General features: G+C 40.4%; 24 protein-coding genes and 1 tRNA gene. 17 read left to right on the top strand and 8 right to left on the bottom strand.

The genetic code is table 11. The annotated features are described in order from the left end of the window. Window positions 1-72 precede the first annotated feature (72 nt). The 6 genes from BN1209_RS08890 (at window position 73) to BN1209_RS05790 (ending at window position 7,303) form a co-directional block, all read left to right on the top strand. Window positions 73-1,947 (top strand): O-linked N-acetylglucosamine transferase, SPINDLY family protein, encoded by a 1,875-nt coding sequence (locus tag BN1209_RS08890; protein WP_171816506.1) that lies wholly within the window; start codon window positions 73-75, stop codon window positions 1,945-1,947. Next, window positions 1,931-2,347 carry a hypothetical protein gene (locus BN1209_RS05810; RefSeq protein ID WP_045751353.1) on the top strand — a complete coding sequence of 139 codons (417 nt, stop codon included), beginning with the start codon at window positions 1,931-1,933 and terminating at the stop codon, window positions 2,345-2,347. The genes BN1209_RS08890 and BN1209_RS05810 overlap by 17 nt, the downstream gene beginning before the upstream one ends. 150 nt (window positions 2,348-2,497) lie before the next feature. Next, entirely contained in the window at window positions 2,498-3,490 is a 993-nt protein-coding gene (locus BN1209_RS05805) for a sulfotransferase domain-containing protein (RefSeq protein WP_045751352.1), read from the top strand. Between the two features lie 21 nt (window positions 3,491-3,511). Then, complete coding sequence (locus BN1209_RS05800) at window positions 3,512-5,005, top strand: AMP-binding protein (RefSeq protein WP_045751351.1); 1,494 nt, start codon at window positions 3,512-3,514, stop codon at window positions 5,003-5,005. After that, window positions 4,998-6,116: an NAD(P)/FAD-dependent oxidoreductase gene (locus tag BN1209_RS05795; RefSeq protein WP_045751350.1), complete on the top strand. Its 1,119-nt coding sequence runs from the start codon at window positions 4,998-5,000 to the stop codon at window positions 6,114-6,116. The genes BN1209_RS05800 and BN1209_RS05795 overlap by 8 nt, the downstream gene beginning before the upstream one ends. 47 nt (window positions 6,117-6,163) lie before the next feature. Then, entirely contained in the window at window positions 6,164-7,303 is a 1,140-nt protein-coding gene (locus BN1209_RS05790; protein ID WP_171816505.1) for a threonine synthase, read from the top strand. Between the two features lie 74 nt (window positions 7,304-7,377). Here the strand turns inward: BN1209_RS05790 and BN1209_RS05785 are convergent, their stop codons facing one another. From BN1209_RS05785 to BN1209_RS05765, 5 genes are all read right to left on the bottom strand, one after another. Beyond that, window positions 7,378-8,385 (bottom strand): hypothetical protein, encoded by a 1,008-nt coding sequence (locus BN1209_RS05785; protein WP_045751348.1) that lies wholly within the window; start codon window positions 8,383-8,385, stop codon window positions 7,378-7,380. Window positions 8,386-8,478: 93 nt separating this feature from the next. Further along, window positions 8,479-9,105: a class I SAM-dependent methyltransferase gene (locus tag BN1209_RS05780; protein ID WP_045751347.1), complete on the bottom strand. Its 627-nt coding sequence runs from the start codon at window positions 9,103-9,105 to the stop codon at window positions 8,479-8,481. A 32-nt stretch (window positions 9,106-9,137) separates the two neighbouring features. Next, window positions 9,138-10,361, bottom strand: a complete 1,224-nt coding sequence (locus tag BN1209_RS05775) for a cytochrome P450 (protein ID WP_045751346.1) — start codon at window positions 10,359-10,361, stop codon at window positions 9,138-9,140. Beyond that, complete coding sequence (locus BN1209_RS05770; protein ID WP_045751345.1) at window positions 10,349-10,804, bottom strand: hypothetical protein; 456 nt, start codon at window positions 10,802-10,804, stop codon at window positions 10,349-10,351. The genes BN1209_RS05775 and BN1209_RS05770 overlap by 13 nt, the downstream gene beginning before the upstream one ends. After that, window positions 10,779-12,701, bottom strand: coding sequence for a hypothetical protein (locus tag BN1209_RS05765; RefSeq protein ID WP_045751344.1), 1,923 nt, complete (start codon window positions 12,699-12,701; stop codon window positions 10,779-10,781). The genes BN1209_RS05770 and BN1209_RS05765 overlap by 26 nt, the downstream gene beginning before the upstream one ends. Window positions 12,702-13,168: 467 nt before the next feature. Here BN1209_RS05765 and BN1209_RS05760 point away from each other — a divergent pair, with 467 nt between their 5' ends. Both BN1209_RS05760 and BN1209_RS05755 read left to right on the top strand, forming a co-directional pair. Next, the gene (locus tag BN1209_RS05760) at window positions 13,169-13,891 is read left to right on the top strand and encodes a glycosyltransferase family 32 protein (protein ID WP_052661104.1); all 723 of its coding nucleotides are present in this window, start codon (window positions 13,169-13,171) and stop codon (window positions 13,889-13,891) included. Between the two features lie 190 nt (window positions 13,892-14,081). Continuing rightward, the gene (locus BN1209_RS05755) at window positions 14,082-14,885 is read left to right on the top strand and encodes an META domain-containing protein (protein ID WP_045751343.1); all 804 of its coding nucleotides are present in this window, start codon (window positions 14,082-14,084) and stop codon (window positions 14,883-14,885) included. 306 nt (window positions 14,886-15,191) lie between these two features. Here BN1209_RS05755 and BN1209_RS05745 read toward each other — a convergent pair whose 3' ends face one another. Further along, complete coding sequence (locus BN1209_RS05745; protein ID WP_045751341.1) at window positions 15,192-15,980, bottom strand: ParA family protein; 789 nt, start codon at window positions 15,978-15,980, stop codon at window positions 15,192-15,194. A gap of 144 nt (window positions 15,981-16,124) precedes the next feature. Continuing rightward, window positions 16,125-16,943 (bottom strand): hypothetical protein, encoded by an 819-nt coding sequence (locus tag BN1209_RS05740; RefSeq protein WP_045751340.1) that lies wholly within the window; start codon window positions 16,941-16,943, stop codon window positions 16,125-16,127. A 347-nt stretch (window positions 16,944-17,290) separates the two neighbouring features. On the opposite strand from BN1209_RS05740, the gene thrS reads away from it, so the two are divergent. The 9 genes from thrS (at window position 17,291) to BN1209_RS05695 (ending at window position 25,020) form a co-directional block, all read left to right on the top strand. Further along, the gene (gene thrS, locus BN1209_RS05735) at window positions 17,291-19,207 is read left to right on the top strand and encodes a threonine--tRNA ligase (RefSeq protein ID WP_045751998.1); all 1,917 of its coding nucleotides are present in this window, start codon (window positions 17,291-17,293) and stop codon (window positions 19,205-19,207) included. Between the two features lie 127 nt (window positions 19,208-19,334). Beyond that, the gene (infC, locus tag BN1209_RS05730) at window positions 19,335-19,793 is read left to right on the top strand and encodes a translation initiation factor IF-3 (protein WP_478210065.1); all 459 of its coding nucleotides are present in this window, start codon (window positions 19,335-19,337) and stop codon (window positions 19,791-19,793) included. Between the two features lie 132 nt (window positions 19,794-19,925). Further along, window positions 19,926-20,123, top strand: a complete 198-nt coding sequence (rpmI, locus tag BN1209_RS05725) for a 50S ribosomal protein L35 (protein ID WP_045751338.1) — start codon at window positions 19,926-19,928, stop codon at window positions 20,121-20,123. A gap of 11 nt (window positions 20,124-20,134) precedes the next feature. Beyond that, on the top strand, window positions 20,135-20,494 hold the full coding sequence (gene rplT / locus BN1209_RS05720) for a 50S ribosomal protein L20 (RefSeq protein WP_045751337.1): 360 nt from the start codon (window positions 20,135-20,137) through the stop codon (window positions 20,492-20,494). A gap of 128 nt (window positions 20,495-20,622) precedes the next feature. Next, window positions 20,623-21,651 (top strand): phenylalanine--tRNA ligase subunit alpha, encoded by a 1,029-nt coding sequence (gene pheS, locus BN1209_RS05715; protein WP_045751336.1) that lies wholly within the window; start codon window positions 20,623-20,625, stop codon window positions 21,649-21,651. A gap of 2 nt (window positions 21,652-21,653) precedes the next feature. Beyond that, the gene (pheT, locus tag BN1209_RS05710) at window positions 21,654-24,011 is read left to right on the top strand and encodes a phenylalanine--tRNA ligase subunit beta (protein WP_045751335.1); all 2,358 of its coding nucleotides are present in this window, start codon (window positions 21,654-21,656) and stop codon (window positions 24,009-24,011) included. Between the two features lie 117 nt (window positions 24,012-24,128). Continuing rightward, complete coding sequence (locus BN1209_RS05705; RefSeq protein WP_045751334.1) at window positions 24,129-24,431, top strand: integration host factor subunit alpha; 303 nt, start codon at window positions 24,129-24,131, stop codon at window positions 24,429-24,431. Continuing rightward, the gene (locus BN1209_RS05700; RefSeq protein WP_045751333.1) at window positions 24,412-24,828 is read left to right on the top strand and encodes a MerR family transcriptional regulator; all 417 of its coding nucleotides are present in this window, start codon (window positions 24,412-24,414) and stop codon (window positions 24,826-24,828) included. The genes BN1209_RS05705 and BN1209_RS05700 overlap by 20 nt, the downstream gene beginning before the upstream one ends. Window positions 24,829-24,943: 115 nt before the next feature. After that, window positions 24,944-25,020 (top strand) — tRNA-Pro (locus tag BN1209_RS05695). Window positions 25,021-25,084: 64 nt separating this feature from the next. On the opposite strand, the gene BN1209_RS05690 is transcribed toward BN1209_RS05695, so the two are convergent. After that, on the bottom strand, window positions 25,085-26,392 hold the full coding sequence (locus BN1209_RS05690; RefSeq protein ID WP_045751997.1) for a PQQ-dependent sugar dehydrogenase: 1,308 nt from the start codon (window positions 26,390-26,392) through the stop codon (window positions 25,085-25,087). Window positions 26,393-26,430 lie beyond the last annotated feature (38 nt).

Raw genomic sequence — 26,430 nt, 5'->3', positions numbered from 1 at the left:
TTTGATTTGGTTTGAAAAAAAGCGTACGAAAGTACGCTTTTTTTTATCATATTTCCTAACATGAGAAAACTTATGCGAGATTCAAAAGAAATAACAACCCCTACCACATCGCCAGAAGTAGAAAGCTTTATTAAGGAAGCACTTGGGCTCATTAATAGTGGTAAAAAAGAGGATGCCTATCAATATTTACAACAAAAAATTACCGCTGCCAGTAAGAAAGATAAGATCTCCATTTTTTATGCCACTCACGCCCTATATAAAAAAATCAATCCCGACTATGCGCTAACTGCATTAGACTCCATCAGGGAAATCGACCCTAGATTAACCATGCCATTGTTACTTCAAGCAAATCACTTCGAGGAGCAAAGGCAAAAGGATAAAGCAATAGTCTCTCTCAAGGAAATGATGGGGCTTAATCCAACGAATCAGGAGCTTGTTGAGGCCGCAAGGATACTATCAAGATACGGTGAGCAGGCGCTTGCAATTGAAACCGCCAAAAAAGCCTATTTTGCATCTGAAGAAGATCTATCGATTTCAACCTATCCGCTAAGGATTGCACTACAAAATGCTGATTGGGATTTTGCAGAGAAAATTACTAATAAAATGTCGGCTGTTTATCAAGATAAAAAGTATACATCGGTCAATGAAACGCCAAGAACCCATCTTTTGTGGTGTGATGACGAAGCGATTAATTTTGAAGTCATCAAAAACTTTGCTCGGAACAAGTTTAAGAAGGTTACAAAGGAGCCATTAGCCATTGTCCCTGAGGGTGATTTTAAGCAGCGTAAAGTCAAAATTGGCTACGTCTCGAATGATTTTAGAGATCACCCCACCTCCTATTTAGCCATGGGGATGTTGAGGCACCATAACAAGTACCGATTTGACATCGTCATCTACGATACGAGTTATGATGATGGTCACGCAATGAGGAGACAAGTTTTTTCAAAGGCAAATATCGTTAAGGATATCTCTAAGCTCAGTGATGCTGCAGCTGCATCGGTTATTCACAAAGACAAGATTGATGTGTTGGTGGACTTGAACGGCCTAACTGAGGGGACACGCCTTGGAGTTTTTGGATTCAGGCCTGCCCCAGTTCAAATATCCTATCTAGGTTTTCCAGGAACGACCGGTACTCCTTTTATCGATTATATTATTGCCGATGACTATACATTGCCCGTCACCAGTGAAAAATTTAATACTGAATCAATTATACGTATTCCAAATACCTATCAAATTAATGATTACATCGCCCAGTATCTGTCACCTAAACCACCTTTTAGACAGCTAGGCATTCCTGAAGGTAAGCCCATTATCGGCATGTTCAATAATGTCAATAAAGTCGGTAGGGAGGTTTGGCACACCTGGATGCGCATTATGCAAGCAAGTCCAGAAGCGGTCCTTTGGATGCTGGATCCGGGTGATTTAGCCAAAACTAATTTAATGGATGCCGCGAAATTAGTAGGCGTAGATGCCAATCGTTTTTTTTGGGCAAAAAAAATTCGTGTGGATGATCATCTCGCAAGAATTGCACACTGCGCTATCGCTTTGGATCCGTGGCCTTACGGGGGGCACACAACTACCAGTGATGCCTTATTTGCCGGCGTCCCAGTCATTGCTCTTGAGGGTACAAACTTCCCGTCAAGAGTTAGTGGTGGATTACTTAAAGCGACAGGGTTAAAATCCTTAGTCGCTAAAGATAAGGATGAATACGTCAATATTGCTGCAAGACTGCTTAACGATACTAAACTACTGTTTAATATTAAAAGCCACCTTGATAAGCATAGAAAAAACCATCCAGTCTTTGATGCTGTCGGCAGAACAATTCAAATTGAGGGTGCCTACTTGCATGCTTGTGATGTAGCATCAAAAAAAATAAAACCAGTAAGTTTTAATATTACCAACCGAGTTGCTAAGAATAAGGGTTCATCGAATGACAAAATTACCTAAACTAATTATCGCTTTTTCTTTACTGCTTGGGGCATGCGCGACATCCGGCCCCATTAATATGCAAATTTTACAAAAAGATAACAGTAAAATTCATTACGCGCTTTGGACTGGAAGAACCTACAGCAAGGCTGGTTTTATTGAAATGGATCTAGGTGGAAAAATTTATCGGGGTGAGCCTGGCCGCGTCAATGAGGCAAATCTCTTTGGTCTGAAATCAAAGACTGGCACTTTCTCCCGTTCTTCAAGCACTTCGTCTCTTCTAACTTCATACTATCGGGCGCTGCTTGCAAATGATGAGGGAATTGGTATGCGTTGTGATTTCTCTCTTGATTTATCAAGTGGCTCTGGCTTGTGTGTCGATGAGAATGGTAAGCAATTTGAAATAACCTTACTCTTCTAATATAAAGAATCTCAAAAATTTTACTTGAATTCCGAGTAACGCTCGTTAAAAATTTAATTATTAACAAGCTTTACTCGGATTAGCTAGATCAAACCATCACGAAATGTTCCTAGTATTCAAGTTTTATAGTCGTCGTCCAAAAGAGTTTTAATGAAAAAAAATCTACTTTTTCTTCAATCTAGGATTAAGCCTAACCTAGGTTATAAGTTGGTTACCCCAGCGGATATCATTGAAGGGGAATTTAAGGCAATTGGTGTAAAAGATACCCAGGGATTTAACCTTATTCCTTATTGTATCGATTTTAAAAGTAATGTATTAATTCATTCTGTTGGCGTAGATCCTGTTGAAGCTTCAAAAGCGACATTTCAATACGATTATATTAGAAAGAATGCACAATATTTTTTGTATACGCCCTTAGAGTCTTTGGCCAAGAGCCCTCCTAATATCAATATTTCAGCAGTGTTGCTATTTTCTCCAGGTCGTTGCGGATCCACGTTGTTGTCAAAATTAATAGCGGAGATTGGGGTTCCTTCAATCTCTGAGCCAGATATATATTCACAAGCGGCGCTTTATTTTGCACCTAAAGATAAAAGTCATGCTAAAGCAGATCAAGTGAGACATCTGCTTAGATGGGCCAACTTTTTTCAACTGTCGCCATTTTTAAAAATGGGTGCACCCAACGTACTCATTAAGTTGCGTAGCCATGTCAATAATGGGCCAGGGATTGTTCTCTCTAGCTTTACTGGCCCTCATAAAACTATCTTTTTAAAGCGAGATTTTCATAGCTGGTGTATGTCACGAATGCGAGCATTCGGAAATACGATTGAATCTAACTTAGATATTTATACTCGATCACTTCATTGTTTACGTTTTTTGTTAAAAAACTCCGACTGTTTGGTTCTTGATTATGAAGATTTGAACAAAAAACCCGAGGCGGTACTTCATAAACTATCCGTATTTTTTGGGACCCCAATTAACATGGATCAAGTAAAGGAAGTTCTTGGTCGAGACTCTCAGGCGGATACAAATCTGGCGAGAGATAAAGTAAAGAAGGCGCTGTCAGCTGCTGAGATGGAGGCTATCGATAAGATCTGGCGTCAACACGCGCCACATGACCTCCTTAAGGAACTTGATCTAGCCTAATCAAACAAAGATCCCCTATTCATGATTATTCAACAATTACAATTTTTAGCAAACACTAACCCTCATAAATTAGCCCTTCAAGATGATTTATGGCATTTAACCTATCAGGAACTTTATAAAAAAGTGATAGGTGTTGCCGAGACATATGCGCAAAATATTGATCGTGAGACGGGAATAGTCATCATTAATGTAAAGTCTATGGCCTTGAAGTGGGTCCTAATACTAGCCTTTCGTTCAAAAGGTTATTCGACAGTAACGGTCTCGGATTTAAATTTACTTGTAGATTTAAAATTGTCTGACGTTGTGGCTTTATTTCATGAAGGGTTGACGGATGATTTAATCTTGTTGTTAGATAAAATCGTTCCTGATGCTTTGATAATTAAATTTTCAAGCAGCGATTTAAACAACTTTGAAGTTCCAGATGATTTGGTTCTCGACTCTAGATGGGGTGGTCATATCGAGTACACATCGGGTTCAACAGGAAACTATAAGACTGTTCTTAGGCCAGGTATTGAGACTAAACTCTTGATTGACAGGGCAATAAGTGAATTTCATATAACCCCAGAAAGTATCTTTTATTTTGGATCATTTCACCCTGGCACCGCTGTTGGAAACAAAGTTCCGCTTGCATGCTTTTATTTGGGCGTCACTTGTATATTTAGTCAGAGGCCGTCTTTTATTGATGGCTTAGGGCATTCAAATGCAGATCGCACCTTCATTACGCCGGTGTTGGTAAGAGATTTTTTGACGATTACTGACGCACAAAAAACCTTAAGGAAGGATTTAAAGATATTTTGTGGGGGGGGGTTTTTAGATTCAGCTTTGGCAATGAGTATTAAATCAAAACTTAGCTGCTCTATCTTTATTAATTATGCGGCAACTGAATGCGGAGTAGCCCTCCAAAATGAGATTCATACGGAAGAGGATACTGTTTGGATTAGTCCAATCCCAAGCAAAACAATTAAAATTTTTGATGAACAGTTAAATGAGGTTGAGATTAATCGAGAAGGATTTCTTTCAATACAATTGGAACAGTGCGATCCAAAAAGTTATATGAATGATGAATTGACGTCTCATGATAGCTTTCATCAGGGTTTTTTTCATACTGGCGATATCGCAATTAAGCGAGCTGATGGAAAAATTAGAGTGATTGGAAGAGAGAAAAATGTAATCAATTTGGGAGGTGATAAGAAAGCGGTAGAACCGATAGAGGCTATGTTAAATCGTTCATTGGGTGTCAATAATGTCTGTGTATTCTCTCTTCAAGATGAGTCTGGCCTGCCATCTATGACGATTGTGGTTGAAGCTAGCACTTCCCCTAGTGATGAATTGTTAACTGGGATAGCGAGGCAATTTGGGGATTTCTTTTCTAAGGTTAACTTTCATATTTTGCCCCTATTCCCAGTTCAGTTATCAGGTTTGATGAAGGTTGATCGTAAGGAAATTCTAAAAAAAATTAATCAAGAAAACCTACTCAGAACTTTTAACATCAAGTTTAAAGCCAAAAATGACTGATATGCCTTATTCAATTATAGGTGGCGGCCTAATGGGCGCAGCATTAGCCTATCATTTAGCAAGTGCTGGCAAAAAAGTCCTGCTTATTGACGATGAACGAGTTGGCCGAGCATCAGGCTGGAATCCCGGTGGAGTTAATCCTCTCCACGGCCCTGGTTTCCCTGGCGTCATGCAAGATTTTTATATGGATGCCTTTAACCAACATCTTATGCATCATGGAATAATCAAAGACTTGTCTGGTATCGATTTTCATCATAAGGTGGTAGAGCGAATTTTTCTTGCTAACAATAAAGTTGAGTTGATTGCGCTAGAAAAAAGTCTTGATTTTTATAATCAATTGCCAAATTTTTCTGCTTCGATAATGGACATGAACGAGTTATCAAACTTTGATGATCGAATTAGTCCCAACTTCGAGGGGGCACTCTTCACCAAAGGTAATATGCGCCTAGACTCTGAGAGGTTTAGACTTGCGCTTTTATCCTCATCAAGAAAGTTGGGGGCAGAAATTCTTACTGGTACCTTACAAGAGGTGTTTACTAGGAATAAAATTGTCACTGCTATTCTTGTTAATGGTCTTAAGGTCTCGGTTTCAGGACTATGCATGGCTAAAGGTGCATGGGAAAACCACCCAGTTGATGGTTGGCATCCAGGCTATGATTTATCGATTAGGCCTGTCATTGGCGATTTACTTTTAGTGCAATCATTAGGCGATCCCTTGAAGGCAGATATAAGTCATGGAATAAAAGCTGTCTACCAGCACGACGACCATCACTATTGGATTGGGGGAACAAGAAGAGAGTCTGGAATTTTAGGGCCTTGCACCTTAAGCACTAAACAGGAATTACTCAGGAGTGTGCGTGATTTTTTACCGGGATGGAAATCTTTTCGGGTCATTGGACATTCCTCTGCTGCAAGGCCTGTTTCTGAAAATGAGCTGCCTGTAATGGGAAGAGCCCCCTCATACGATAATGGCTGGGTAATTAACGGTGGCGGCAGCAAGGGCGTATTGTTATGTCTCACTATGGGTAGGATACTGACAGATTTGATGATGAATAAAGATGTTCCAACTAATCTCGAAAAGTTTTCCCCTCGGACGCTATTAAGGGCATGATGGAACTCTCAAAGTTTTTAATTCAATGTCTTGGATGTGGCTTCCAAATGAAAAATGGACATCACACCTCATGCCCCGCTTGTCGTGGAATGATTGATGTTTCTTATCCCATCAATCAAGTGCGTATTCGAAAGAGTTCAAACCCTTATGAACGCTATTCAGATTTATTGCCGATTTTTGATGAAAGCCTGCTTCCTAACGCCGAGATGACACCCTTAGTTAAGGCTTTTAACCTAGGCCAAAGATTTGGCTTAGATAATTTATACTTAAAAGATGAGACCGTTAATCAATCTAAGAGCACCAAAGATAGGATGGCTTATGTCTCTTTACCTTATCTTTTTGAGTCTGGGGTCACTCACTTTTGTACATCATCTACTGGCAATAGCTCGACTGCTTATGCACAAGCAATCAGTCGCTTTCCAACCTTGAAAATGTCCCTATTGACTGCTGAAGATTTTGCTCCAAGAGTAAACTATTCATTCACCAAGCAAATAACGCATTATGGCTTACGTGACGCAAATTTTGTCGAGGCCAGCGAGTATGTCAATGTCTTTGCAGAAAAGTCAGGGTTAACCAGTGAAGGTGGTTTTTTTAATCTTGGCCGCCGTGAGGGATTGAAAACAATTTTTTTTGAAATTATTGATCAATTACCCAAGAAAGTAGATTGGTATGTTCAGGCGGTATCAAGTGCTATGGGTGTTTATGGCGTTCATAAAGCTGCTAAGGAGGCCCTATCAATTGGTTTGATTAACACTATGCCTAAATTGTTATGCGCCCAGCAATTAAGTTGTAGTCCTATGGTGAAGGCTTGGGAAGAAGACGCTGAAAATATCCAACCTTCTCATATAGAGAAGAACCCTGTGGGGATAGCTGAAGCAATTTTGAGAGGTAACCCAACTCGAGCCTATCCTCACGTGAGAAAGATTGTAAAAGAGAGTGGTGGTTTGATGCTTTCAGTATCCAATCAAGAAATTATTTTTGCAAAAAGAATGGTCCTTGAGGATGAGGGGATTACCATATGTCATGCTGCTGCCACTGCGGTGGCTGCAATATATAAGCTTGCCCTAAAAGACCCTAGTATTAAGTCGCAAAACATAGTCATCAATCTGTCAGGTGGCGTGAGGGATATTCAAGAGCCATCTACAATAGATCGATGGTTACAAAGGTCTGGCGATACTTGGGAGTGACCCTGACATAAACTGTCATTAAAAAAATGGACTCACAAGTTGGATTTGAGAAGTAACAGGGGACATTTGCGCAATTAATTCCCTTTAATTTTTTGATAAATCTGATATTGCAGCAAAAATATTTCAGCTGAAATTTCTGCGAATCTTTCTGTCGCTATCCCTGGATAAAGAGGCTTTGAGGAAACTTCGGGCTCATAAAATAACAAACCATTCTCTCTTCCCAGGTAGTTTTTAGCTACCTGATAATTTCCTTCCCTGTGAAAGTCTAATATTTCTTTTCTTAATCTCGGTGATAAGATTGTATATAGAGTCTTGTCAAAATCAATTGAGGACGTCTTTATAAATTTGTAAAACCTTTGACGTTGTGAATGGTTGTCAAAGTTATTATTAAATAGACGAATGACTTCAGACATTTCTGTAGGGATGGATTTATTGATATCGTCTTGGATATTACCATCTATGTTCAGATGTAAAATTTTAAAGAAGTCATGAACAACATTTTGCATGTGTAATTGAGACTTTTCAAATGGCCTAATGATGATGTTAGCTTTTCCAAATACATTTGATAGCATTTCAATGTAGTCATTGTAATTATAATTGCCCAAAAAATCTTTCAATACCTCTTCAAAAGTAGCTGTAATCAGGCCCGCTTTTACTTGCTGATTATATCTAGACTCAAAAAAATGATCCTGCCTACGAAGATAGATAATTATTTTGATATTTTCAAAATAATTGGTAAAAATATCCTTGATCTCTACCAAGGAATCCTGGGTTTTAATACTGCTAAAGTGTTCAGATGAAATGATTGTGTTTGGACTTTTGGAATTTTCTAGATCTCTTTTAAGGTCGGAGATGCAGGATGCTTTATCCCAACTAACGTTTTTACTAATATACTTTGGACGCGCGTCAATAAGAGAGTGTGCAAATAAAGATTGAGATGATTCACCACTATAAAAATAGGATCCTTCGGTAGGATAATAAAAACCTATTTTTTGGAGTTCTTCTCTACATCCATACAAAAAGTTTTGTATGGATGTAGATCCAGTTTTGTGGGTGCCGAAATGGAGGTATAGTGTTTTCATTCTTATGCATCATTAACTAAATTTTTGTTATAGATTTTACTTGGTTTCATTTAAAAGCTATTTGAAAAATCATCAAAACAGTTTGAAAATTGCTCAATATTTATGGGTTCTTGTCAATTTAAAGAATAAGCCGGGCAAAGTTTTTTCTTTCCCACGAGGAGACAGATCACAAACGCTTACTTTAGAAAGAGTGAAATGCTGACCAAAAGTATTTCGAATATGGCTAATCCAATATTTAGATTTGTCATTAGGGGTCATTTTCAAGTCTCCTCTAAATGCTTTTATAAAAAGAAAATAAACTGCTGTTGGTGTTGAAGACCCCGCAATATTTTCTGCATAGTTCTTTTGAAGGTTTTGGGGAATACAATGAAAACAACCACGATCGATTAAACAGTCAAATTTTTGTTGGAGTGGTTGTGAAGTAACATCATGCACAAAAAAGTTAACTTTTGAATCTGATGGTAAATTATCCAGTGCTTTTATAATGGCTGATGGCGATATATCAAATCCATAAGAGTTGTAACCCATCTTTTCTACCCACAAGGCTATTTCACCAAGACCGCAGCCAATATCTACGGAATTTTTAACTTCATTCTGTAGTGGTTTTTCTAAATGTTGTGTTAGTTCATTCGGTATGTCTCTATTTGCCCAAGGTGCTTTTATTTCATCTTGGCTCCATAATTTATCCCAAAAAATCCTTATATATTCAAGATCATTCATCTTAGATTTTAGCTTTACACTAAAAAGTTCTATTACCTTTTGGTAACTATTAATGTTTCTGGAATTCTAAATAAAGTATTATTTCTCCATGTTGGCTTAGCACTTTTTAGTTTTACATTAATTAAATAAGGGGTTAATGCTGGGAATGCTAACGCACCCTCCAGTCTTGCTAATGCTTTTCCAATACAGTTATGAATCCCGTGGCCGAAAGTAAGATTTGGAGTTTTTTTCTTTGAAATAATAAACTCATCAGGACTTTCAAAATGACGAGGATCTCTATTGGCAGCGCCAAGAAATAACATGACTTTGGTATCGGAAGGTATTTTAAAGTAGTCTAGGTTGATCTCACTCTTCGTCACTCGATAAGTCGCTCTTTGTAAGGGACTTTCAAATCTTAAAATTTCTTCTGTAGCATCATCAGCCAATTCAGGGTTCAATGCTAGTTTATGAAGTTCTTTAGGGTGACTTAGCAACAAAAAAAGCCCGTTTGCTATCATGTTGACACTCGTGTCGTGACTTGCAATCATCATGAAAATGACATTTTCAAGTATTTTCTTTTCATCGATTTTTTGTTTTGAACATTCATCCACGATAAAGCTTACTAAATCATCAGATGTGTTATTTGATTTTTGTAGAATTAAACTTTTACAGAAGTCCGACATTGATTTTGCCGCTTGGTTTTTTTCTGCCTGAATTGCAAAGTCTGATTGGTTGGTAAACTCGTCCGCTAGCGACATGAGTTCCAACGTCCAGACTCTAAGATTTCGAAGGTCAGCCATGTTATCAATTCCCATTAAATGCCCCATGACGGCCAATGGTATACTTTCTGCAACATGCTTATTCAAATCAATTTCATCGTGTATTTCAAGAGATTGGATCAATGAGGGCAAATATTTGTTAAGGAATATCCGGACATTTTCTAACCTGCTCTTGCAAAAAAAACTTACAAAAATTTTCCTTAAGGTGGCGTGCTCTACTCCGTCAGTGTTGAGGATAAATGAGTCACCATAATTTCTTGGTTTTTCAGGCGTTAAATAATTTTTATCATTTGAAATTTCTTTGGCCAGGCTCAACACTTTCAACACATCATCATAGCGAGTAAGTAGTAGTGTTTTTTGGTCAGGATTTTTTTCATCAATTGCATAAATTGGTCCATCATGGCATAACAACTCATCATAAAATGGATAAGGGTCGGCAATTAATTTTTTATTCAATTCATCAAAACTATAAAGTAGCTCTTGAGTTAAACTAACCATACTCGACCCTTGGATTGAAAATGTCCACCAAGTGAATCGCTAATTTTGCAATCCACATCACACACCAAACTAGAGGCTTTTTTTTGAAGTTTTATTTGAACCATGTCGATCAGAATGTTGTCCATGGCACGAATAGGTTTCTTGAAATCAGAGTTGATACTTGACACCCAAATCTCACGACATTTGGTTGTTAGCCCCGCTTTTTTGTGCAAGTAAATTACCATCATTTGTGCCAGCATTTCCATTGCAGTTAAGAATGATAAATGAAACCCATTGGGGTCTGAGTCTGAGATTGAGGCCTTATTAATCATCAATTCTAAATGGGCGCCCTCATTGGAAATACACATATTTTTAATTGACCAGCGCTCAATTTTTATTCCCTCTGAAATATAATCGGAGGAGAGATTGTTAATTTCCTCAGCGGTTAAATGTGTGATTGACATAGTTATCTAGTAGCTCTTCTATAAAAGTGTTTAGCTTTTCTGTTGTAATTTCTTCGATTTTACATTTTGATTGATTTAGAACAGTAGCAATTTGAAAAGCTTCTTCTTTTAGGCTTAAAATACGATTAGAAAACAATGTTAAATTTTCAAACCATCTAATATTTTTTCTAATTTTTGACTCATCTTCAAATTTATCGACAATCACTATAGCATCAAATTTGTCAACAGGAAAAGATAGGTTGAATTGATCGTTTGAATTCATATGCATAAAGATAGCATCTACCGTAGGGTCGCTGACTAGGCGGTTGCTTGACTGAAGAAGACTCTCAGTTGTTGTAATTTTTTTGCTGTTAAACCTTACCTCATTTGAAGTTGCTGTTCCAATGTTTAGCTTCTTTGAAGTTGCAAGGCTAACTAGTGATTGGTATCGCGGGGTATCAATAAAATTACCTATGAATAGTATGGTGGGTATACGGCCATTTTCCGGCATTGTTTTTTTTAAGATATATTGATGATGACCAGCAGAAATTTGTGGCATTGCATTGACTTCACAAATCGCAGCCTTTTGTTCTTTCCAAGATATTGAAATGTCTGGAATAATCAGATCAATGCCCGCTATATCAAGACGAAGACATTTTGCCGCATCGATGGCTAGGTTTAAGTTATCCTGATGAGCAATATTTAGGACGGGAAACATCGTGCCACCGCCACTAATATTATTTGCAGCTCGTAATTTGACTTCCTTTCCTTTTGATGGAATATCTTCGAGTTTGTAGTCATTAATGCGCAAATAATCTTTAATATCCTGATTAAGCGAAATAAGAGGCCATTCAATTTCTGATGTTTTATTCTCAAAGGAACGTAAATCATTAAAAATAGCAATTAATTCTTGAATACTCTTTTTGCCATCACCAATTACTGCTGGCCCTTTCCGTTCAATCGCCCAATAAACCACGTCCTCACATACTTGTAGTCTATAGTCCTTCCCGCCAATATGTTCTTCAATCATGATTTGAGAGGATATTTTACTAACTTTTTTGAAGGCATCTTCAATCTCGCTTACTGTTTTCAAATCACAATAGACGCCTATGCCCTGATCAAGATTGGTTGGTTTGATTACGACAGGATATGAAAATAAATTGGCGATTCTTGTAGCATCTTTGAGTGATTTAATCATGCTGCTTCTTGGCACTGGGAAGCCCAAGTTTCTTAAAAAAAGATTACAGGCTATTTTATTTTTAACTAAATTAGCGGAGACGGTGGGCGTTTTATCTGTGAAAGAACTATCAAACCATTTTGATTTTCTTCCCCATCCAAACTGGTAAGTGTTATTGGCAAGCTTTCTGCAGGGAATGTTTAAGTCTCTCGCGGACTGGATAAATCTAATTGTGTTGACACCCTGTGGCGCAATTGATTTGATTCCTTTTAGTAAGTTTCGAAATACAGATAAATCAACCAAGCTTTGATAGTCAACTTGTATACATCGATTAAAAACATTCACTAGTTCTTGAATGAGTAGAAAGATGTAAGAACGATTTTGATCAGGCTCTTCACAAAATAACTGGAAAAGAATTTTATCGTCATTTTCTTTTTGCTGAGTAAATCTTGAGTTAACTTTTGGCATTCCGCATGCTTCTGCAGATAACTCTAAGATAAGGCAAATCATTTTGAATACTTTCATATCGTCGGGATTGAAAGTTTTGTAAACACCTTGAATCTTTGATAGTGATTTTACTTTTTTCTCTTTTTCGAATAACTCAAAAAAGTTGGTAATAAAAAATTCTATTTTTTCAGGATTTATTGAACTAGGCGAATAACATAATAGGATCTTTGTGGTGGGCAGAAAACTTTGGGGAAGATAGTCCCTTATAAATTGATGACTTATAATTTTAAGCATTTAAAGTATTCTCTAATTGATAATGCTTCTATTAAAATATATTTTTTGAATTTAATTTGATTGACGACTTGCTTTGTTTCCACGAGGCATAATAAAACAATCAAAAATCATTAAAAAAGGTTAATCACGAAGCCCAAGATTCCAATAGGAATTTTCTGTCGCCAAGCAAGTCAATGAACATAACCTCTTTGCTTTTAGTCGAGGCATAAATCCGATCGCCATTTCTAATGTTAAATAGGATTGCTAGAGAGTATTATAAGTGTTTTGGAATAGATTTGATTTGTTTGCCAATTTCTTAGTTGATTTTATCAAACTTGGATGAATAAGAGGATCTTGCAGTTATTTATTGGTCATTGACTTAAGCATCTTTATTCTTAATTGAACGGTTTGAATTTAATCTTTGGATTTTCACGTACAGGTAAATTAAATCCAGTATATTTTATAATGCGACTAAGTAGCCTAAATAGATGATTAAAATACCTAAAATTATCCACCAAACTTATTACAACAAAGAATCACTGCCTGCAGAACTTATCAACAGTATTGATAAGTTGAAAATTGCAAATCCTGATTGGGAGTATAAATTTTACGACGACGCAGCAATCCTTGACTTCATCAAGGCAAATTATGGTGATGCCATGCTTAAGCGTGTACAAAAAATTAATCCTAAGTACAACGTTGTGATGGCTGATCTTTTTAGATATTTAGTCATGTACAAGGAAGGTGGCCTTTATTTAGATATTAAATCAACGGCTTCAAGACCTTTAAATCAGATAATAAAACCCGATGATACTTTTTTAATTTCACAATGGAGAAATCAATTAGGTTTTAAGTTTGAAGGGTGGGGTATATATGAGGAGCTTATCAAGATTCCAGGGGGTGAATTTCACAATTGGTATATTGCGGCAATTCCAAACCACCCCTTTTTATTGAAGGTTATTAATAGTGTGCTGTTTAATATTGATCACTATACAAAAGAAATATTCGGAGTTGGAAAAATAGGGGTTCTCCGTGTATCAGGACCAATTGCTTACACCCTTGCCGTTGCCCCCATGTTAAAAAATAACAGTTTTCGAATTTTTGATCCCGAAGCCGATGGGTTGGACTACACAATATATGAGAGTAAGGGTGAACACACTAAGCTTTTTAAATATACATATACCAATTTAAATGAACCAATTATTCTATGATCAAAAATTAATGCAAGCGAATCATTCGAGTATCCTTGTAATTCAGCTGAACATAATTTAGATGTAATAAATAAATTGACAATGCAATATTATCAATATAAGTTGAGTTTCATTAATTAATTATTTTAACTGGCTCCTTTCATAGGTTGTTGATTAGTAATAATCTAAAAGTTAAATTTAAGGATGGCATATGGTCCAAAACTCAAAAACAAATCTAATCCTGTTACTTCTAGGACTCACATTTCTCCTTTCAGCTTGTGTGCCTGTTTTGGTTGTTGCGGTTGGTGCTGCTGCTGGCAAAAGTGTTATCAGCGACAAGCCTACAGAATCACCAAAAGCCGAAGACCTTTCAGTATCTAAACCCATAAGTCATGAGCCATTACTGAGTCATGAGCCATTAGCTCCAAAACAAGACTCCAACCAAAACACGTCTGCATCGCAAAATAGCACCTCCCACAAGGAATCTAAAGACCCTGATCAATTACCAGAGAAAGTAGCAAAGGGAGCGCTCATTAAAACTCCTGTTCCTGAAAGCAATGCCAATGTCCAAAAAGTACATTCTTTACTCAAAAGTGCATGGAAAGTAAAGTCTCACGAAATTGCAAAAAATAATATGGTGGAAGGCATTTTATATTTTGATACGGACGATAGATATTATGGGTTTGACGGATGTAAATACTTTAAAGGCAAATTTGTTTTAGACGTTGCGAATCAAATTTTTATCAAAACCCTGTTAGTTTCATCTACAGGTTCAAATGAATGTGGAAATAAAATGGAGGTAGATTTGTTTTTGGCAAACTCGTTTATATTGCGTGATAATGAGTTGTTAATAACCAATAACGACAAAGTCGTATTAACACTCACTCATTTAGATAATTTTAATACTAATGAATTTTTAAGGAATGCAAGATTAAATACTCAAAGAAAATCGCCAAATTCTAAAACTAAAACTAAAACTAAAACTAAAACTAAAACTAATAGACATCCCCATTGACTAGCGAAGGTGAGTTATTTGGATGGGGTCAAGTTAACCTGCCCAGTAAACATAGATGCTCAGTGGCTAAGACCAAAATATATGTAGTTTTTGACACCAATTAATGATTAAGGAGGTAAGCTTTTTTGCAAAAATACCAATTCACGATTAAGACGAATAACAAAATCGTTGTAGAAAACATAAACATATTATCGACTGATCAAAAATCAGCAGAGCTTCGACTGGCTCAAATGTATTTAAGGTATGAGATACTAGATTGTCAATTAATGGAAAGTTCACAGAAAGAAAATATATCTTTTGACAAAATTATAGACTTAATTTCTCAGTAACTTCCAGCCATTTATTTTGGATTAATTCCTCTAGTAATTCACCATAATTTTTGGCTCCAGTAGATTTTGAGTCAAAGGTAAAAATATCCTGATGATTTTTAACGCTGTTTGTCAGTGCCACATTTTCGTAAATAATTGTGTCAAGAAGCTCGTCCCCAAATTTTTGTTGAGCCTCTTGATATGTTTCTGACGAGATTTTTCTTCTTTTGTCGAATCTGGTGGTCAAGTAGCATCTACTGACTCGTCTTTTGAGAACTCTCTCAAGCGCCCCAAGAACAAACTCTATCCTTTTGGCCCCCGCTAAAGAGAAATGGTCTGAAGCAATAGGAATAATTACTAAATCCGCGGCGAAAATAGCGCTTAAGCAAAGAACACCAGTATTAGCTGGGCAGTCAAGCACAATAAAATCCTGCGGAGCATGCGCATTAAAGGTTTTTAATCCATTTCCCAATTTAAATAATATCTCAGGCCCATTGCCATACTTCGTCTCAACTTTTATCAACTCTTGATGTGAAGGAATAAATTTGCCAATATTCTGCCAATCAATCAACAGCTTCTGAAGAGGAGTCTTGTCGGAATAAAATCCGAAGATGGTCTTAGAAACATCTTCTGGATAGGATTCAAAAACCTTTGTTAAGTGTCCCTGTGAGTCCAAATCAATCAGAGTAGCTGAGAGGTTTTTTCGAGTAATTGATGCACTTAAGTTAAGTGCAGTTGTTGTTTTTCCTACACCCCCTTTTTGATTAAGCACTGCTATTGTCTGCACACAAGCTCCAAGTAATAACTATTTAAGCAAGCTAATCTTCAATAAAAGTTTACAATATTTGTAAACAACAAACGTTATTTGACCATATTGCAGATTAATTCACTAATACGCTGAATTTTAGCATCAAAACCATCAATGAGTGTGCTATTCCATGACCTCGCCCTCGATGATCTTAGCTTTGTCTTGTCGGTATTTTCTGAGGGCATCCATGGCTCGGTAAACGTCCGTATCTAGTTGAGTTTGGTACTTACTAATGAGTGCCATGTCATCGCCTTGGGGGATGCGACTTGCAATCTTCATGTCGGCCTTAAATTGGTAAGCCTGATGGTAATAGCCATTAGTCGCAATGAAACTTCCTGCGGCCTGATTAATTTCTTTAAGTGCGCGCGAAATATTGGTTTTATCATTTGCAAACTCATCCCAGCTCAGACCGTATTCTGTCGGCTTGTCAGTTATGAGCTCATAAATGTGTGGTGCGTTCTCTTGGATGTTAAGCAGGGTAACTGGTTGATACTTCAAGATGTAGTTTTTATATTCATCGATCACCGCCAAGTAGAACTGATAGTTTTGCTCAGATTGATCAGAGACGTGTTCGGACTTGCTCCTAGCCATCAGAGGGTGCTGATAGATTGTACTAATGCGCTCGGCGATGACGTGATCTGACATCGAAATCCTAAGTTTTGCAGCTTCCGCATCGCGGAGCCTAATCTGGCGGATGGTGCCGATGATAATTCGCTCAACGATACTGACCTCCATCGCGTCCTTAGGCGCAAATGCTTGGTTGATATTGTCTGCCAGTTGGCTGAGCTTGTCTTGGTCCTCTCCAGGCAATATCGGAATTGCGGCATAGATGCCGTGGGTTAATGCGTTTTGACTTACTCTCGCTTTACCTGCGGGGGTCTTGGGGCCGGTCGATTTTTTGGCATTTCTTTGGTTGGCTTTGGTTTGTGCGATGCTAGCCATCGGGGTTCCTTGTCTATAAAAGATTGGTCTTGTCAATTAAATAGGGTTTCTCGATAAAATTTCAAGGCCTGACAAGGGCTTAACATCAAAATAATGTTATGTTTAGGATCCTGTTTTAGCTCAAACCACCGCAATCTCCAAAACAAACCCAATTATGGTCTAAGCCACAGGCCCCATGGCTTAGCGCAATATTTTCTAAGAGGGTGACTTTTAAAAGTTTATCTTATGACTTAATCCAGCCCATATCTTTGGCTCGCCTTGCCGTGTCTAGTCATCTGTGACAAAATACACGCCTAATTTCAAAAAGCCGATTGACGGCTTTTTTCATTCTTAATTGGTCCAAAAATATGCCTATTATTCGATTGCCTGATGGCTCAGAGCGTAGCTTTGAAAACTCTGTAACGGTTGCTGATGTTGCTGCAAGCATTGGCGCTGGTTTAGCGCGTGCCGCCCTGGCTGGGAAGGTAAATGGCAATTTGGTCGACACTTCATTTTTGATTGAAGAGAATGCAGAGTTAGCCATCATCACAGAGCGTGATGCTGAAGGTGTTTATGTTATCCGCCATTCAGCTGCCCACTTATTGGCTTACGCGGTAAAAGAGTTGTTTCCTGATGCGCAAGTGACCATTGGTCCTGTGATTGATAATGGTTTCTATTATGACTTTTCTTATAAGCGCTCATTCACGCCAGAAGACTTAATCACCATCGAAAAGAAAATGGCTGAGTTGGCTAAAAAAGATGAGCCAGTCACTCGTAAAGTATTGCCACGTGATGAAGCAGTGGCGTATTTCAAATCGATTAACGAGCATTACAAAGCAGAAATTATCGAGTCCATTCCTGCTGACCAAGATGTGTCGCTTTATACAGAAGGTAGCTTTACTGACCTATGCCGTGGCCCGCATGTGCCATCAACTGGAAAACTAAAAGCATTTAAGTTAATGAAGCTTGCTGGTGCTTATTGGCGTGGTGATTCAAACAATGAAATGTTGCAACGCGTGTACGGTACCGCATGGGCGAAAAAAGAAGATTTGGATGCTTACTTATTCCAATTGGAAGAAGCAGAAAAGCGCGACCATCGTAAATTAGGTAAGCAGCTTGATTACTTCCATATGCAAGAAGATGGTCCTGGGATGGTGTTCTGGCATCCGCGTGGCTGGTCGCTTTGGCAAGAAATTGAGCAATACATGCGTGCAAAGTTTGTGGAGTACGATTATCAAGAAGTACGAACACCAACGATTATGGATAGAACGCTTTGGGAAAAATCTGGCCATTGGGAAAACTACCGCGACAATATGTTCACGACGCATTCTGAAAACCGCGATTATGCGGTCAAGCCAATGAATTGCCCTGGCCATGTACAAATCTTTAATAGCGGCTTGCATAGCTACCGTGATTTGCCTTTGCGTTTGGCTGAGTTTGGTTCATGTCATCGCAACGAGCCGTCAGGTTCATTACATGGCTTGATGCGCGTGCGAGGCTTTACCCAAGATGATGCGCATATTTTCTGTATGGAAAGCCAAATTGAAGAAGAGGTCGCGACCTTTATTCAAATGCTTTACAAAGTGTATGGCGATTTCGGTTTTAGTGATGTGTTGGTTAAATTATCAACTCGCCCTGAAAAGCGTGTGGGTTCTGGTCAAACTTGGGATCAAGCAGAACAAGCCTTGGCTGCTGCCTTAACCCAAAACAACTTGGCATTTGATTTACAACCAGGTGAGGGCGCTTTCTACGGCCCGAAAATTGAATTTACCTTAAAAGATAGTCTTGGCCGCCTATGGCAGGTCGGTACTATCCAATTGGACTTCAATTTGCCAGTACGTCTAGGTGCTGAATATGTGGCGGAAGATAACTCACGTAAACATCCTGTGATGTTGCACCGCGCTATTGTGGGCTCAATGGAGCGTTTCATCGGTATCTTGATTGAAAACTATGCCGGTGCGATGCCAGTTTGGCTTGCGCCAGTGCAAGCAATGGTACTCAATATTTCTGATGCGCAAGCCGAATATGTCACGCAAGTTGTTGCAGAGTTGAAGAAAAATGGCTTTAGAGTTGCGTCGGACTTGAGAAATGAGAAGATTACCTATAAAATACGCGAACATAGCTTGCAGAAATTGCCTTACTTGCTAGTGGCAGGTGAGCGAGAAATGCAAAGCGGACAAGTGGCCGTGCGTACCAGAAAAGGCGAAGACCTAGGTTCTATGCCAGTGCAAGCGTTTATAGAACGCTTGCAAGGTGAGGTTAAAGCTAAAGGTAGCGCGGCTTAATTTTTTACACTTGTTTTTATAAAGACGCTCAATAGAGCGCGAAAATTTTGGAGAATTTGCGATAGCTCAAGACAAAGAAGTAAGAATCAACGGTGACATTACTGCACAAGAGATTCGATTGGTAGGCGTGGATAATGAACCACTCGGCATTGTTAGTCTTAGTGAAGCGTTAGCTAAAGCTGAAGAGATTGACATCGACTTGGTCGAAATCGCGCCACAAGCATCCCCGCCAGTGTGTCGTTTGATGGATTACGGTAAGTTTAAATATGCCGAAAGCAAACGTCAGCACGAAGCTCGTCTTAAGCAAAAGCAGGTTCAGGTTAAAGAAATTAAGTTCCGCCCAGGTACTGATGATGGTGATTACAACATCAAGGTGCGGAACATTATTAAGTTCATTCAAGACGGCGATAAAGCAAAGATTACTTTGCGTTTTAGAGGGCGTGAAATCACGCATCAAGAACTCGGTTTGGCTTTGTTGAAGCGTGTTGAAGCTGACTTAAAAGAATATGCAGTGGTTGAGCAGTTCCCTAAGATGGAAGGCCGCCAAATGGTCATGGTGTTATCACCGACCAAAAAGGCTAAATAGTTTTAGCTGATTTAATGTTGTTAAAGAATACAAACCCACTGAAGTGGGTTTTAAAGAAGTAGTACCAAGTTGTAGCGTCGTGGCCAAAGGCATGCCCGAACGCTCTTTTTAATGTTCCTTTAGGAGAAAAAAATGCCAAAAATGAAGACCAAGAGCGGCGCTAAAAAGCGCTTTAAGTTCTTAGGTAATGGCAAGGTAAAGCGTACCCATTCGCACCTTCGTCATATCCTGACTAAGAAGACCACCAAGCAAAAGCGTAAACTACGCGGCACGGCGATCGTTTCCCCAACTGATGTCAAGCGCGTCCGCGCAATGATGCCAACACAATAAGGAGATAGATTATGCCTAGAGTCAAACGTGGTGTCACAGCTCGCGCTCGTCACAAAAAAGTTTTAAACGCTGCCAAGGGTTACCGCGGTCGTCGTAAAAACGTATACCGTGTTGCCAAGCAAGCGGTAATGAAGGCTGGTCAATACGCTTATCGTGACCGTCGTCAAAAGAAACGTCAATTCCGTACATTGTGGATCGCGCGTATTAACGCTGGTTCACGTGAATGTGGTTTGACTTATAGCCGTTTCATGAATGGTTTGAAGAAAGCCGCGATTGAAGTGGATCGTAAAGTATTAGCTGACTTAGCAGTGTTTGATAAACCAGCCTTTGCACAATTCGTAGAATTAGCAAAAGCTGGCCTCGCAGCTTAGTTAGTGTAGGGATGAAAAGGAGGCTTCTGGCCTCCTTTTTTTATTTAATCGTTGCCATTTAGTGTGGCAAAAGATGTCTTAAAAATAGATGTCTTCAAAGATCACTTAATCAACATTGGTCTCACCTTATGCAAAATACGAATACTTCATTATCGTCCTTGATTCCAGAAGCCGAGCGTGACTTTGCCGCCTGTGCCAATATCAACGATTTAGAACAAGCCAAGGCTAAATATTTAGGTAAGTCTGGCGCATTGACCGAAGCCATGAAGGGCTTAGGCAAGTTAAGCAACGAGGAGCGTCCAGCGGCTGGCGCAGCGATTAACGTGGTGAAGCAAGCGGTTGAGGCTGCACTAAAAGTTCGTCGCGATGCGATCTTACTGGCTGAACAAGAAAAACAACTGGCCGGTGAATCATTAGATGTGACTTTGCCAGCACGCGGGCAGGGCAAGGGCGGTTTGCATCCAGTGTCTTTAACCCTTGCGCGTGTGGAATCTCTCTTTCATTCGATTGGTTTTGATGTGGCCGAAGGCCCTGAAATCGAATCGGACTTTTATAACTTTACCGCGCTTAATATCCCTGATAATCATCCTGCACGTGCCATGCACGACACATTCTATGTGGATGCGGCGGATGGTAGTTTAGATTATGTGCTTCGTACCCACACTTCCCCTGTGCAAGTGCATTACATGCAAGATGCAATGAAAAATAAGACAGACATGCCACTTAAGATTATTGCGCCAGGCCGCGTTTATCGTGTGGATTCAGATGCAACCCATTCGCCGATGTTCCATCAAGTGGAAGGCTTGTGGGTGGATCAAAATATTAGCTTTGCGAATTTAAAAGGCGTGGTGCAAGACTTCTTGCAACGCTTCTTTGAGCGGGATGATTTACAAGTGCGATTCCGCCCATCATTTTTCCCGTTCACTGAGCCGTCTGCTGAGATGGATATGAGCTGGAATGGGGGTTGGCTGGAGATTGGTGGTTGCGGCATGGTGCATCCAGAAGTGTTTAAACACGTGGGCATTGATGCTGAAAAATACCGTGGATTTGCATTTGGGCTTGGTATTGAGCGTTTGACCATGCTCCGCTACGGCGTGAATGATCTACGCCATTTCTTTAATAACGATTTGCGCTTCTTGCAGCAGTTTGGGCGATAAATATGCAATTTTCTGAACAATGGTTACGTGAGTACACCAACCCTACGATTGATACCGAGGCCTTAAGCCATTTATTAACCATGGCGGGCTTGGAAGTTGAAGGCTTGGATGGCATTGGTGCTGAATTCACTCAAGTGGTGATTGCTGAAATTATCAGCGCAGAAAAACATCCTGATGCAGATCGTTTACAACTGCTTAAAGTGAATATTGGCGCGGCTGAACCGCTGCAAATTGTCTGTGGTGCAAGCAATGCCCGCGTTGGGATTAAAGCGCCATGTGCGCTAGTTGGTGCTGTGTTGCCAGGCTTCGAAATCAAACAAGCTAAAGTGCGCGGCGTTGAGTCATTTGGGATGATGTGCTCAGAGAAAGAGCTGGGCTTGGCCGCTGAAAGTGCAGGCATTTTAGAGTTGCCATTAGATGCCACCGTTGGCCAAGATATTCGCGAATTCTTGGGCTTAAACGACAAGTTATTTACGCTCAAGTTAACGCCTAACCGAAGCGACTGCTTAAGCTTGGTGGGGATTGCGCGTGAAGTGGCCGCTCTCACTGGCGCTGAGTTGGCATTACCTAATGCAGAAGCTGTAAAAGCAACGATCGATGACGCTAAGTCAGTCAGTGTTGCTGATAAAGAGGCTTGCGCGATTTATTCAGGTCGTATGGTTAAGGGCGTTAATGCCCAAGCAAACACACCTGCTTGGATGGTGCGCCGCTTAGAGCGTAGCGGCTTACATAGTATTAATGCGATTGTTGATATTACGAATTACGTTTTGCTTGAGCTTGGTCAGCCTATGCACGCCTTTGATGCAGCCAAATTGACTGGCGATATCAATGTGCGCTGGGCAAATCAAGGTGAAGAGATTGCTTTGCTTAACCAGCAAACAGTGAAGCTTGATCAAGATATGTTGGTGATTGCCGATAACAGTGGTGCGATTGCATTTGCGGGCGTGATGGGCGGTGCATCAACGGCGGTTTCAGATAGTACAAAAGATATCTTTTTGGAAAGCGCATTCTTCACGCCCGATACCATTGCTGGCAAAGGTCGTCGTTTCGGCATCAGCACCGATTCCTCTTATCGTTTTGAGCGTGGTGTAGATTACGGCAGAACCTTACAAGCCTTAGAACGAGCAACAGCGCTTGTGCTTGAAATTTGCGGCGGTCAAGCGGGCCCTGTCACTGAAGTGAGCGGTACTTTGCCAGCCCGTGTGCCAACGAAACTTCGCATGGCAAAATTAAATTCAATCCTAGGCATTACCTTAGAGGAAAGCCTAGTGGCTAAGTTGTTTGATCAACTTGGTTTCGCCTACGACCTAAAAGCCGGAGTGTTTGAAGTTTCTCCGCCTAGTTATCGCTTTGATATCGAGCGTGAAGAAGATTTGATCGAAGAAATCGCACGCTTGCATGGTTACGACAATATTCCAGCCATTGCCCCAGTGGCTGATTTGCGCATGTTGCCAGATTCTGAGGGCCGCGCTGCGCGTCATGTTTTCCAGGATGCCTTGGTCGCGAATGATTACCAAGAGGTCGTGACTTATAGCTTTGTGGATGAAAGCTGGGAGCGCGATTTATTGGCGAATGCTCATCCAATTAAATTAAAGAACCCAATTGCCAGCAATTTGAGCGTGATGCGTTCATCTATTTGGGGTGGCTTGCTTGATGTGTTGGTTTATAACCTCAATCGTCAGCAAACGCGTGTGCGCTTGTTTGAGATTGGCGCAACTTACCATCATGCTGACAATAATACTTACGCAGAAACAACACGCATCGCCGGCCTAGCCTATGGTGACATGCTTCCCGAACAATGGGGTGAAGCATCACGTAGTGTGGATTTCTACGATGTAAAAGCCGATGTTGATGCGCTTACGTTCGGTCGTGCAGCATATACCGCAGCAACACATCCTGCTTTGCATCCAGGTCAATCTGCGCAAGTGATGGTCAATGGCAAAGTGATAGGCTGGATCGGTAAATTACATCCTAAATGGCAACAACATTATCAGTTGCCACGCGGTGCTGTTTTGTTTGAGCTTGATTTTGCCTTAATGCAACAACGAGAAGTGCCACGGTATAGCGAAGTGTCCAAATTCCCACCAATTCGCCGTGACATGGCAGTGCTGGTTGAAGAAGCGGTTTCTGCTGAGGAATTGTTAAATGCAATGCACAGTGCGAAGCTTGATTTTGTGACTGATATCGGTCTTTTTGATGTTTATCGTGGCAAGGGGATTCCCGATCACCAAAAGAGCTTGGCGTTCTTTGTAATGATGCAAGATGGCCAAAAGTCACTCACGGATGCCGAAGCAGATTTAGTGATGGCCGGCCTGCTTGACGCCCTCAAAAAACAGTTTGGTGCGGAATTAAGACAGTAACGAAAGTGATTGTTAAAAAACATAAGTATTGTTAAATAATGTTAAATCATTGTATGATGAGCAACGTTATCAATAGTAAATTTATCGGTAATTCAAGAGTGTAGTTAAGGATTGGGCATGACATTAACAAAAGCAGATATGGCAGAAATGCTGTTCGACCAAGTTGGGTTGAATAAACGCGAAGCTAAAGATATGGTCGAAGCATTTTTCGAAGAGATTCGCGTGGCGCTTGAGTCTGGCGATACCGTTAAGCTATCTGGCTTCGGTAACTTCGAATTACGTAAAAAATCTGAGCGTCCAGGCCGCAATCCAAAAACAGGCGAAGAAATACCAATTACAGCGCGTCGTGTTGTGACCTTTCACGCCAGCCAAAAATTAAAAAGCAAGGTAGAGGAAACGTATGGCGGAGCAAGCGCTTAATATCGAGCTTCCACCGATCCCTGCAAAACGCTATTTCACCATCGGTGAAGTCAGTGAATTGTGTGGGGTAAAGCCGCATGTCTTGCGTTATTGGGAGCAAGAATTTACCCAATTAAGCCCAGTCAAACGTCGTGGCAACCGTCGTTACTACCAGCACCATGAAGTTCTCCTTATCCGCCGTATTCGCGCGCTTTTATATGATGATGGCTTTACCATCAGCGGCGCACGGAATTTGCTTGATGCAAAAGGGAGATTAAAGTCAGACAAAAACAAAGCACCAGAGGGCGAGAATGGCGAAGCATTAAGTAATGCCCCGCTGACTCAGGACGCAGGTGTTGATGTGCAAGCATTACGAAATGAGCTTGCCGACATTTCAGCGATACTTAAGGTCGACTAAGTCGCCGTAGGCGAGCTTATTTTGCACGATGACCCGAGGCCTCAGTTTGACTGGGGCTTCGTCATATCCAGCCTTTACGCTATAATCCAGCCTTGTTGTGAAAGCAATAAAAGTTCGGGGCGTAGCGCAGCCTGGTAGCGTACTTGTCTGGGGGACAAGGGGTCGCAGGTTCAAATCCTGCCGTTCCGACCAAAAAGTTAATAATTTTTAAAAATACTAAACCAGCCGAGTGCTGGTTTTTTGTTATCAGCGCAAGCTATTTTGCGCGAACCCGCCAAACGCGATTGCCAACATCATCCGCAATCAGCAGGTTGCCATCTTGATCAATCGCCAATCCAACAGGTCTGCCGTAAGCATCGTCGTTGACCACAAAGTCGGTTACCACATCGAGGGGGATGCCATCCGGTTGATTATTTTTAAATGGGACGAACACTACCTTATACCCACTTCGTGGTTTTCTATTCCACGAGCCATGTTCACTGATGAACGCGCCATGGCCAAAGTGTTGATTGAGTGCGGATTCATCGGAAAAAACGAGCCCAAGCGCGGCAACGTGCGCACCTAAAGCATAATCTGGGCTCCGAGCTGATAATCTTTTAGGCATCACCTCTTTTACCCTTGGGTCTTGATGATGACCATAATAAACATAAGGCCAGCCAAAAAAGTCACCTTCATGCACGGAGGTGAGATAGTCCGGCACTAAATCATTACCGAGTTCATCACGCTCGTTGACTACTGTCCAAAGTTGCCCCGTGCTTGGATGCCAAGCAAGGCCATTCGGATTTCTCAGGCCGGAAGCGAAGATTCTCTTTTGCTTGGTTTTAAGATCGACTTCCCAAATAGCGGCACGCTCTATTTCATTGGCTAATCCATTTTCACCAATATTGCTGTTGGAGCCAACCGTGACATAAAGCTTAGTGCCATCGAGTGAGGCGATAATATTTTTAGTCCAGTGATGATTAAGCGCTCCTTCTGGCAGATCAATCACTTTCTCTGGAGGAAACTGTGCTGTATCAATGCTTGTTTGGCCAGCTTCGTAATGAAAACGAAGGATGGCATTGGTATTGGCCACGTATAAATCGTTTCCTATCAGTGCCATCCCAAAAGGGGAGTGGAGGCCATTCAGAAAGTCAGTCGATAATTCTGCGACCCCGTCACGGTCTTGATCTCTGAGTAGCGTTATTTTATCTGGGCTGTAAGTGCCAGCCCCGGCGCGCTTCATCACGAATTCTGCGACCAAGGCTTTTAAACTTTTGCTCTTTTGAGCGGCTTGTTTGTTGCTTTGTGCGACTAATACATCGCCATTGGGTAGCACATGAAGCCAACGAGGATGTACCAAGGCTTTTGAATAAAGATTGATTGATAAGCCATCTTTGACGCGTGGTATCACGCCTTCTGGCCATTCAGAGGCCTTTGCAATATTGACCGTAGGAATCATGGATAAGTCAGGCTCAGGAAGTTTTGGATGCGAGCCAATACTCTGGAACGGCTCAGCAGTATTGGGCAGAAATTGGCATGCCGACAGCGCGCTAAGTAAAAGACATAACACTATTTTTTTCGTCATATGGTTGATCATTTTTGAATGAGGAGAGCGTCTCTTTT

The organism is Candidatus Methylopumilus turicensis (genome assembly GCF_000953015.1).
In the GTDB taxonomy this organism is placed as follows: domain Bacteria; phylum Pseudomonadota; class Gammaproteobacteria; order Burkholderiales; family Methylophilaceae; genus Methylopumilus_A; species Methylopumilus_A turicensis.
Note: the sequence above shows the minus strand (reverse complement) of the source record. Positions and strands in the feature narration are given on the sequence as shown.

Excerpts from the sequence above, each read along its gene's own strand:
- BN1209_RS05790 (WP_171816505.1), top strand. The coding sequence starts at position 6,164 with ATGAAAAATGGACATCACACCTCATGCCCCGCTTGTCGTGGAATGATT.
- BN1209_RS05705 (WP_045751334.1), top strand. The coding sequence starts at position 24,129 with ATGACATTAACAAAAGCAGATATGGCAGAAATGCTGTTCGACCAAGTT.
- thrS (WP_045751998.1), top strand. The coding sequence starts at position 17,291 with ATGCCTATTATTCGATTGCCTGATGGCTCAGAGCGTAGCTTTGAAAAC.
- BN1209_RS05800 (WP_045751351.1), top strand. The coding sequence starts at position 3,512 with ATGATTATTCAACAATTACAATTTTTAGCAAACACTAACCCTCATAAA.
- pheS (WP_045751336.1), top strand. The coding sequence starts at position 20,623 with ATGCAAAATACGAATACTTCATTATCGTCCTTGATTCCAGAAGCCGAG.
- BN1209_RS05740 (WP_045751340.1), bottom strand. The coding sequence starts at position 16,943 with ATGGCTAGCATCGCACAAACCAAAGCCAACCAAAGAAATGCCAAAAAA.
- BN1209_RS05765 (WP_045751344.1), bottom strand. The coding sequence starts at position 12,701 with ATGCTTAAAATTATAAGTCATCAATTTATAAGGGACTATCTTCCCCAA.
- BN1209_RS05805 (WP_045751352.1), top strand. The coding sequence starts at position 2,498 with ATGAAAAAAAATCTACTTTTTCTTCAATCTAGGATTAAGCCTAACCTA.
- rplT (WP_045751337.1), top strand. The coding sequence starts at position 20,135 with ATGCCTAGAGTCAAACGTGGTGTCACAGCTCGCGCTCGTCACAAAAAA.
- BN1209_RS05770 (WP_045751345.1), bottom strand. The coding sequence starts at position 10,804 with ATGTCAATCACACATTTAACCGCTGAGGAAATTAACAATCTCTCCTCC.
- BN1209_RS05780 (WP_045751347.1), bottom strand. The coding sequence starts at position 9,105 with ATGAATGATCTTGAATATATAAGGATTTTTTGGGATAAATTATGGAGC.
- BN1209_RS05775 (WP_045751346.1), bottom strand. The coding sequence starts at position 10,361 with ATGGTTAGTTTAACTCAAGAGCTACTTTATAGTTTTGATGAATTGAAT.
- BN1209_RS08890 (WP_171816506.1), top strand. The coding sequence starts at position 73 with ATGCGAGATTCAAAAGAAATAACAACCCCTACCACATCGCCAGAAGTA.
- BN1209_RS05690 (WP_045751997.1), bottom strand. The coding sequence starts at position 26,392 with ATGACGAAAAAAATAGTGTTATGTCTTTTACTTAGCGCGCTGTCGGCA.
- rpmI (WP_045751338.1), top strand. The coding sequence starts at position 19,926 with ATGCCAAAAATGAAGACCAAGAGCGGCGCTAAAAAGCGCTTTAAGTTC.
- pheT (WP_045751335.1), top strand. The coding sequence starts at position 21,654 with ATGCAATTTTCTGAACAATGGTTACGTGAGTACACCAACCCTACGATT.
- BN1209_RS05700 (WP_045751333.1), top strand. The coding sequence starts at position 24,412 with ATGGCGGAGCAAGCGCTTAATATCGAGCTTCCACCGATCCCTGCAAAA.
- BN1209_RS05810 (WP_045751353.1), top strand. The coding sequence starts at position 1,931 with ATGACAAAATTACCTAAACTAATTATCGCTTTTTCTTTACTGCTTGGG.
- BN1209_RS05785 (WP_045751348.1), bottom strand. The coding sequence starts at position 8,385 with ATGAAAACACTATACCTCCATTTCGGCACCCACAAAACTGGATCTACA.
- BN1209_RS05755 (WP_045751343.1), top strand. The coding sequence starts at position 14,082 with ATGGTCCAAAACTCAAAAACAAATCTAATCCTGTTACTTCTAGGACTC.
- BN1209_RS05795 (WP_045751350.1), top strand. The coding sequence starts at position 4,998 with ATGACTGATATGCCTTATTCAATTATAGGTGGCGGCCTAATGGGCGCA.
- BN1209_RS05760 (WP_052661104.1), top strand. The coding sequence starts at position 13,169 with ATGATTAAAATACCTAAAATTATCCACCAAACTTATTACAACAAAGAA.